This window comes from Thioalkalivibrio sp. (assembly GCF_007692535.1).
Taxonomy (GTDB): Bacteria; Pseudomonadota; Gammaproteobacteria; order Ectothiorhodospirales; family Ectothiorhodospiraceae; genus Thioalkalivibrio.
The window spans coordinates 1-8,150 of record NZ_REBW01000175.1 but is presented as its reverse complement, the minus strand read 5'-3'; the positions used below and the strand labels follow the sequence as shown (position 1 = coordinate 8,150).

8 protein-coding genes are annotated in these 8,150 nt (G+C 66.7%); 2 read left to right on the top strand and 6 right to left on the bottom strand.

What is annotated here, in order from left to right:
* From EA346_RS10190 to hisI, 5 genes are all read right to left on the bottom strand, one after another.
* On the bottom strand, positions 1–1,492 hold a 1,492-nt coding region (locus tag EA346_RS10190), incomplete at its 3' end, for a long-chain fatty acid--CoA ligase (RefSeq protein WP_296758244.1).
* Positions 1,493–1,622: 130 nt separating this feature from the next.
* Complete coding sequence (locus EA346_RS10185) at positions 1,623–2,756, bottom strand: nickel/cobalt transporter (protein WP_296758243.1); 1,134 nt, start codon at positions 2,754–2,756, stop codon at positions 1,623–1,625.
* Between the two features lie 18 nt (positions 2,757–2,774).
* Positions 2,775–3,473 (bottom strand): DUF1007 family protein, encoded by a 699-nt coding sequence (locus EA346_RS10180; protein ID WP_296758241.1) that lies wholly within the window; start codon positions 3,471–3,473, stop codon positions 2,775–2,777.
* Positions 3,470–4,876 carry a cysteine--tRNA ligase gene (gene cysS / locus EA346_RS10175; RefSeq protein ID WP_296758239.1) on the bottom strand — a complete coding sequence of 469 codons (1,407 nt, stop codon included), beginning with the start codon at positions 4,874–4,876 and terminating at the stop codon, positions 3,470–3,472. The genes EA346_RS10180 and cysS overlap by 4 nt, the downstream gene beginning before the upstream one ends.
* Positions 4,873–5,343 (bottom strand): phosphoribosyl-AMP cyclohydrolase, encoded by a 471-nt coding sequence (hisI, locus tag EA346_RS10170; RefSeq protein WP_296758236.1) that lies wholly within the window; start codon positions 5,341–5,343, stop codon positions 4,873–4,875. The genes cysS and hisI overlap by 4 nt, the downstream gene beginning before the upstream one ends.
* 226 nt (positions 5,344–5,569) lie before the next feature.
* Here hisI and EA346_RS10165 point away from each other — a divergent pair, with 226 nt between their 5' ends.
* Positions 5,570–6,589, top strand: coding sequence for a succinylglutamate desuccinylase/aspartoacylase family protein (locus EA346_RS10165; RefSeq protein WP_296758234.1), 1,020 nt, complete (start codon positions 5,570–5,572; stop codon positions 6,587–6,589).
* A gap of 67 nt (positions 6,590–6,656) precedes the next feature.
* The gene (locus tag EA346_RS10160) at positions 6,657–7,415 is read left to right on the top strand and encodes a sulfite exporter TauE/SafE family protein (protein ID WP_296758232.1); all 759 of its coding nucleotides are present in this window, start codon (positions 6,657–6,659) and stop codon (positions 7,413–7,415) included.
* Positions 7,416–7,430: 15 nt separating this feature from the next.
* On the opposite strand, the gene EA346_RS10155 is transcribed toward EA346_RS10160, so the two are convergent.
* The coding region (locus EA346_RS10155) for a ferredoxin--NADP reductase (protein WP_296758229.1) at positions 7,431–8,150 on the bottom strand (720 nt) is incomplete at its 5' end.

The following is an 8,150-nucleotide window of genomic DNA, read 5'->3' as shown; positions in this document are numbered from 1 at the left end:
CAACGACCATGACCTGGTCGAAAAGGCTGTCGAGCTGGATCGCCATCTCCATGTCCGCAGGGGGGATCTTCTCGCCGTTGCCGAGCACGATGATGTCCTTGATTCGGCCGGTAATGAACACGTGCCCCTGATCGTCGACCCGGGCCTTGTCCCCGGTGTGCAGCCAGCCGTCGCTGTCGATCGCAGCCTTGGTGGCCTCTTCGTTCTTCCAGTAACCGAGCATCACCGATGGGCTGCGGGTCAGCAATTCGTCCTTGTCGCCGATGCAGACGTCGATCCCCGGCAGTGGGGCTCCGATCGAGGCGGGGAGGTTGTCGTCGGGCCGGTTTGCGGTCACCACCGGGCTGGCCTCGGTCAGGCCATAGCCGTGGTAGACGGGAAGACCGAGGCCGATGAAGAAGCGGGCGATCGGCGGGGGCAACGGCGCCCCGCCGCAGACCGCGTACTGCAGGCGTCCGCCCAGACGGGCCAACACCTTCCTGGCCACCAGGCGATGCAGCAGGGGCCAGAGCAGGAAGCGCGGCGACCAGCCGGCGCGCCCCTGCGCATGCTCGAAGCGGGCCCACCCGGTGTCGACGGTGGTCCGGAACAGGAAGCGGGCGAACGCGGATTTCTGCTTCAGGCCGGTCTGGATCTTCGCGTACACGCTTTCGTAGATGCGCGGTACGGAGATCAGCACCGTGGGCTTGACGATGGTCAGGTCCTCGCCCAACTGGGGGATGGAACGCGCGAAGGCGACTTCGGCGCCGATCAGCATCGGCAGGTAGTAGCCGGCGGTCCGTTCCAGGGTGTGCGACAGGGGCAGGAACGAGAGAAAGATGTCATCCGCATTCAGCGGCCCGCACTGGGCGGCCGCGTAGGCATTGAACAGGAGGTTCCGGTGCGACAGCATCACCCCTTTGGGCCGACCGGTGGTGCCCGACGTGTAGACGATGGTCGCCAGGTCCTCGGGCTTTGGCGAATGGGTCACCAGTTCCCCGTGCAGACCGAACAGCCAGTCGGAGGCGACCTTCAGACGCGAATCGCCGGGCAGGTCGCCGTCCTCGATGCTATGCAGGGAAATGATGCTTCGGACCGTGGGCATCTTGTCCAGGGCCGGCACGAGGCGGCGCCACTGGATCTTGCCCTCGACCAGCAGCAGCTTCACGCCGGCCTGCTCGAGGATGTAGGCGATGTTGTCGGCCCGATCATCGGTGTACAGCGGGATGGTGATCAGTCCCAGGCCCTGCGCCGCCTGGTCGAAGGTGATCCACTCCCGAGAGTTGCGCAACATCAGCGCGACCCGGTCGCCCGGTTCCAGTCCCTCGCGCCGTAGCGCGAATTGCCAGCGCCCGACCTCGGTGGCGATATCGGCCCAGGTGCATTTCACCCAGGCCCCGCGGGCGATGTCGAACTGGTGGTAGGCAATCTTGTTCGGGGTGGCCTGCACCCGCTCACGAAAGAGGCCGGCGAGGCTACCGGCCCTTTCCGGGGTGATCACGGAGGTGGTCATGGTGCTCCTGTGTCTGATCGATGGCCGACTGGGTGGCCTACTGACTGGCCCGATGGCCCATTAACACGACGCCAGCATAGTGCAACAGCCTGGAGTCGGCCGCCACCCTTAGGCGCCCTTCGATGGGTTTCTACAACCCCAGTGGGTGGCGCAGGGGTTCGACGGCCAGGGTGCCCTGGAACAGGATCCAGCCGACCAGGAAGATCACGGTACCGCCCGCCATGCCCACCAGTGGCCCGGCATAGCGCAGGGTGGCGAGCGGTGTCGGCCGGAGCAGGCGCCGCGTCCAGTCCCGCGCCTGCACGGCGAGGATCGCGAGTACGGAGACCGTGATCGCGGTACCCAGTGACATCGCCAGTACCGCCGCGACGCCGGCCAGCCAGATCCCGAGCAGATACGACACCGCCATGACCAGAACCGCACCCGAACAGGGGCGGATGCCTACGGCGAAGACGGTCGCATACCAGGGTCCGCGCAGGTTCGGGTTCACGTGGTGAGGCGTGCCGCAGCCGCAGTCATGGCCCTGATCCCGGGTTTCCCTGCCGCTGAGCAGCATGGCCCCGGACCCTCGGGCAGGCGGGTTGTCCGAAACCCGCAAAAAAGCGGGTGAGGCCGCCGAACTGACGGAATCGCCCAGGCCGGCGCGTGGCTGAACCGGAATCGGGAAAGGCTCCCGCGGCCGCGCGTCGCGGCGCAATCGCCAGATCGACCGCAGTCCCCGCCCGATGAGCCAGAGCCCGAGCAGGGCCACCAGCAGAAAGCTCGCCAGTTCCAGATTGCGTACCTGGCCCATGGTGTCACGGGCCAGCCACCCGAACAGACCGATCAACAGCAGCACTGCGACGATCGCGGTCACGCCCTGCATCAGGGAGGACAGGGTGGACAGCCAGATCCCCCGGGCCAGGCTTTGGCGATGCGTCAGCAGGTACGTGCTGATGACGGCCTTGCCGTGGCCCGGACCGGCGGCGTGGAAGATCCCGTAGAGGAAGCTCGCCAGGATCAACGCGGCCGCGGTTCGGGCAGTGGGCGTCTCGTCGAGTTCGTGCAGGACCAGGGTCAGTCGCCGATGCAGGTCGCGCTGCGTCTGCAGGATCCAGGCCGAGGCGCGATCCACCAGCGTCCACTCCGCAGACTCGGCGGCGGGAGGCGCGCCAAACGGATTGGCGACAGCCAACGCCGGCAGCGCCAGGAGGGTCAGCAGCAGGAGGATGGGTGCCCAGCCGGAGGCCCATGGGAAAGGCCATGAATATCCGGAACGTCTCATCGCAACCTCATGGATCGTCTATCTCTCGTCGCATTGAATGACCACCGCCTCGGCGAAGGATCGTCCCAGATCCTCAATGGGTGCGCGCTGGTCGCGGTTCAGGGTGGCCGCATAAGCCACCAGCCAACCCTCGGGCCGGGCCCGCTCCAGACGCGCCTCGCAGCCCCGGGTGCCTTCCAGGTGGATCACGTCGTCCGGATCGTGCAGCACCTCGATCCAGTAACTCGGATCGTAGACGCGGTACTGGAGCGGTTGCGCGCTGTCCGGCCGCATCGGCTCCAGCGGCAGCTCGAAGTGCAGGTGCAGCCGGCGTTGGTGCCACAGCAGTTCTCCGTCCCGGGCTTCGGCAATGTCCAGGCGCCGTTCGTTCCTGCGGATCTCGGTGAAATAGTCATACTCGCGCAGGTTTTCGAGCATGCGCTCGGTCATCTTCCGCAGGGCGGTGTCCATGGCCAGCCCGGGCTCCGAGGCGTCCATGTCCTCCAGCAGCAGGTGGCTGTAGCTGGGATCGAAGACCCATTCCTGCCGCAGCGCGTACAGATCCCCGGCGTCGTCGAACAGCAGGCTCACACGCAGGTCGATCCATGCGTGGGGATGGGCCGTCGCGGTACCCGCGAGCAGCAGGAAGGCGCCCAGCAGCCCAACCCGTAGCAGCGTGGCCAAGTCGGGCCGTCTGCCGGGGACTACCCGCCCCGTGCCGCGCGCGTGCCGGCTCATGCCTCGTCCGTCGGCACAGCCTCCGCGCGTTGCCAGCGCGTCCCGCTGGCGGTGTCCTCCAACTGGACTCCGGCGGCGGCCAGTTCGTCGCGTATGGCATCGGAACGCGCAAAGTCCCGGGCCTTGCGGGCGGCCTGACGCTCGGCGATGCGTTCCTCGATCCACTCGTTGGACGCAGCCCCGGCGGCGCCTGCCTGGAACCAGTCAACCGGGTCCTGTTGCAGCAGGCCCAGCAGATCGCCCGCAGCCAGCAACTCGGCCTTGCGCTGGGCGGCTTCTGTCGCAGACGCTGCGCCGGCCAGCGCATCGCCCAGTCGGTGCAGTTCGGCGATCGCCGCAGGCGTATTGAGATCGTCGAGCAGGGCCGCGAATGCGGTTGTGTCACGGACATCCAGTGCGGCGGAAGGAGTGTCTGCGTGATCCCGCAGCACCCGGTACAGGCTGTTCAGGCTGTTGTGCGCCTGTTCCAGCCCGCGTTCGGAGAAATTCAGCGGCGCCCGGTAATGCCGGGTCAGGAGCGCCAGGCGCAGGACCTCGCCCGGATACACGTCCAGAAGGTCGCGCAGCAGGCGGAAGTTGCCGAGCGACTTGGACATCTTCTCGCCATCGACCGTCACGTGCCCGTTGTGTACCCAGTAACGGGCATATTCCACGCCGTGGGCGCCGCAGCCCTGTGCGATCTCGTTCTCGTGGTGCGGGAAGACCAGGTCGTGGCCACCGCCATGGATGTCGATGGTCTCACCGAGGTGGGTCTCGATCATCGCCGAGCACTCGAGGTGCCAGCCGGGGCGCCCCGGCCCCCAGGGGCTGGGCCAGGACGGCTCACCGGGGCGCGCCGGTTTCCAGAGCACGAAATCGGCCGGGTCGCGCTTGTAGTCGGCGACCTCGACGCGGGCACCGGCACGCATGTCGTCGAGACTGCGGCCGGACAAACGCCCGTATTCCGGGTAGGAACGCACGTCGTAGAGTGCGTGGTCCGCGGCGACATAGGCGTGCCCGCGCTCGATCAGGTTTTCGATCAGCGCGATCATCGGCCCGATGTGTCCGGTGGCGCGTGGCTCGAGCGTCGGGGGCAGGGCGCCCAGTCTGGCGACATCCTCGTGAAAGGCCGCGGTGTAACGCGCGGTCAGGACTCCGATCTCCTCGCCGTTGGCGGCCGCGGCCTGATTGATCTTGTCGTCGACGTCGGTGATGTTGCGGGCATAGATCACATGCTCGGGGCCGAACAGCGTGCGCAGCACCCGGAACAGCACGTCGAAGACGACCACCGGGCGCCCGTTGCCGATGTGCACGAAGTTGTACACGGTGGGCCCGCAGACATACATGGTCACCCGCTGCGGATCGGCCGGGACGAAAGGTTCCAGCTTGCCACCGAGGGTGTTGTGCAGGGACAGCGTCTTCATGTCGGATCGTTTGCCGGGGTCTGTGGGGAGGAGGCCGGGTCACTGCCGTACAGGACTTCGGGGTCGATCAGGGGGTTGGCCGTGACCACCACCTCGTGACCGTCGACACGGAGGAAAAAGCAGTTCGAGCGGCCGGTATGGCAGGCGGGGCCGGTCTGGTCCACCCGCAGGAGGAGGGTGTCGCCGTCACAGTCGATGTAAAACCCCTTCAGCCGCTGAATCTGGCCCGAGCTTTCCCCCTTGCGCCAGAGCCGTCCGCGCGAGCGGGAGAAATAGCATACCCGCCCCGTGGTCAATGTCTCCTCCAGCGCCTCCGCGTTCATCCAGGCCATCATCAGCACTTCGCCCGTGTCGTGTTGCTGGGCGATGGCCGGGATCAGTCCCTCGGCGTTCAGATTGAGGCGGCCAAGGATCTCCTCGCGCGGAAACCGGCTCCCTCTCGGAAGATTTTCGATATCCTTGAGCATGTGCTGGCCTCCTGTGTGGCCTCGCGTCGTCAACAGACTGTTATAGAGTAACAATTTCTCGGCATCGGTTGCCCTGGGCCGGCGCCCATTCTCGCACGCGCAGTGTACTGCCTGAGCCGAGGCGAAGCATGTGGCGGGGAAGCCCGAACGACCGCGACTCGCCGGGTCCTCCCGGCGCTCGGCGCGCGGAATCAGCACTGTGCGTTCCTGGTAACGGAGTTTGCGAATGTCATCCAGTCACACGCCCCCCCGATCGCCCACCGCGCTGCGCAGCATCAGCTATTACGGCTTGCAGCCTGGCCCCCGGCTGATCGTGTTCGGCGCGGTGCATGGTAACGAGACCTGTGGCACCCAGGCCATTCTCCGGCTCGCGGGGGAACTCGAGCGGCAGGAGCATGAACTGCTCCGGGGCACCCTCACCATGGTTCCGGTGACGAACCCGTTGGCGTTCCAGCGTGGCGAGCGAATGGGTGAGCGCAATCTGAATCGCAATTTCCGGGTGACGGCAGAGCCGCAGGACTTCGAGGACCACCTCGCCAACCGCCTCTGCCCGCTGCTCGGCGCGCACGACGTGCTGCTGGATCTGCACTCCTTCCACACCCCCGGAGAGCCCTTCGTGATGCTCGGGCCGGAGAACAACGACGGCGGGCTGGAGTCCTTCCGGCGGGCGCCCGAGGAAGAGGCCCTGGTGCGCCGGCTCGGGCCGCGGCGGATCGTCGAGGGCTGGCTGGACACCTATTCCCTGGGGGTGGCCCGTCGCCTGCGCAACCCGAACGCCAGTCTGCGCGCGCAGATGCTCAGTACCGATCCCAGCTATGGCATCGGCACCACTGAGTACATACGCAGCCAGGGCGGCTACGGTGTCACCCTGGAGTGCGGACAGCACGATGACCCCGAGGCGCCGGAAGTGGCGTATCAGGCGATCCTGAACACGTTGGCACACCTGGGCCTGATGGAATTGCCGCCGCCGGGCCCGCGGACCGATCTCGAGGTCCTGCGCCTGGTCGAGGTGATCGATCGGGATGACATGCGGGACGGGTTCACCCGCCCCTGGCGGAGCTTCGACCGGGTCTGCGCTGGTGAGGAAATCGGCATCCGTGCCGATGGGCAGATCGTTCGGTCGCCCGCCGACGGCTTCATCGTCTTTCCGAACCCCAACGCCCTGCCAGGGAACGAGTGGTTCTACCGGGCCGAGATCAGCCAGCGCGCGGTGGACGGCGTGAAGTCGCGGGATCTGCCGTCCTGAAGCGGTCGGTGGCACCGGCGCTGGCCCGCGGGGGATCGCGTCGCCTTGCCCGGCGAGGCTTGCGGACGTGACGCCGGATCTGCTTCCACTTCTGGTGATCACGGTGGCAGCCTTTTTCGCCGGTGGCATCAATGCCCTGGCCGGGGGCGGCAGTTTCCTGACACTGCCGGCGCTGGTCTTTGCCGGGGTTCCGGCCGTGTCCGCCAACGCCACGGGAACCGCGGCCCTGCTGCCGGGTTATCTGGCCAGCGCCTGGAGCTACCGGGACCTGATAAAGGCACCGGTCGGCCTGTCCCTGGTGGCGGTATTGATCCTCGGGACCCTCGGTGGCGCCGGTGGAGCGCTGCTCCTGCTCGCGACACCGGAGCAGGCCTTTCGCGGCATCGTGCCCTGGCTGCTGCTTTTTGCCACGCTGCTGTTCGCCTTCGGCCCCGCCCTGCAGCGGCGGCTGGCCAGTCGCGAAAGAAGGACCGCTGGCCCCGGTGCCAGGATCGGTATCCTCAGCGTGTGTGCCTACGGCGGCTACTTCAATGGCGGTATGGGCATCGTGATGCTGGCGATGTTCCGCCTGCTGGGCGTACACGACCTGCGTATCGCCAATGGCCTGAAGAACCTGCTGTCGGCGGTGCTCACGCTGATCGCGGTGCTGGTTTACGCGGTGGGAGGACTGATTTCCTGGGGCGAAATCCTGCCGATGGCGATTGCGGCGACCCTGGGCGGGCTCGTCGGTGCCCGGGTCGGTCGCGTGCTGGCGCCGGTGATCCTGCGCAATACGATTGTTCTGGTCGGGGCCGTCACGACCATCCTGTTCTTCATCGATTGGTGATCGGCTCGGCCGTGATCACTCGCAGGAGCGCGCACCCACGAAGGCCTGCTCGACCGTGAAGTTGCCGACCCCCTTGTAGTTGGTCATGGTCCAGCCATGTTCCTTCAGGAAAGTGACCATGTCGCGGTTCATCTCCGGATTTCCGCAGAGCATGACCCGGTCGTGTTCCGGATCGGCGGCGGGCAGGCCGAGCATCCGGAACAGTTCTCCGCTGCGAAAGAGGTCCGCACCGCGCTGATTGTTGGAGTGCGGTTCCCGGGTCACTGTCGGGACATAGCGCAGTTGCGGTCCGACCCTGTTTTCGATTTCCTCGCGGTAACTGAGCTCCGGCGCGGTGCGGACGCTGTGGACCAGGATCACCCGCTCGAAGCGTTCGAAGACCTTTGCACCCCGGATCAGGGAGATGAACGGCGCGATGCCGGTGCCCGTGGCCAGCAGGTAAAGGTTCCGACCCGGCAGGACGTGATCCACGGTCAAGGAGCCCGTGACCTTGTTGTTGATCCAGACGCTGTCGCCGATGTCGGCCTCGGCGAGTTGGCTGGTCAGCTCTCCGTCCGGGACGTGGATGCTGAGGAACTCGAGGTCCGGCTCGCGCGGGTCCGACACGATCGAATAGGCGCGCGGGACGAGCTTCCCGTCCCGTCGCAGCCCCAATGTCACGAACTGCCCGTTCTGGAAAGCGAAGCCGGGCGGGCGGGTGGTCGTGAAAGTGAAGGTCTTCGGCGACCAGCGCCG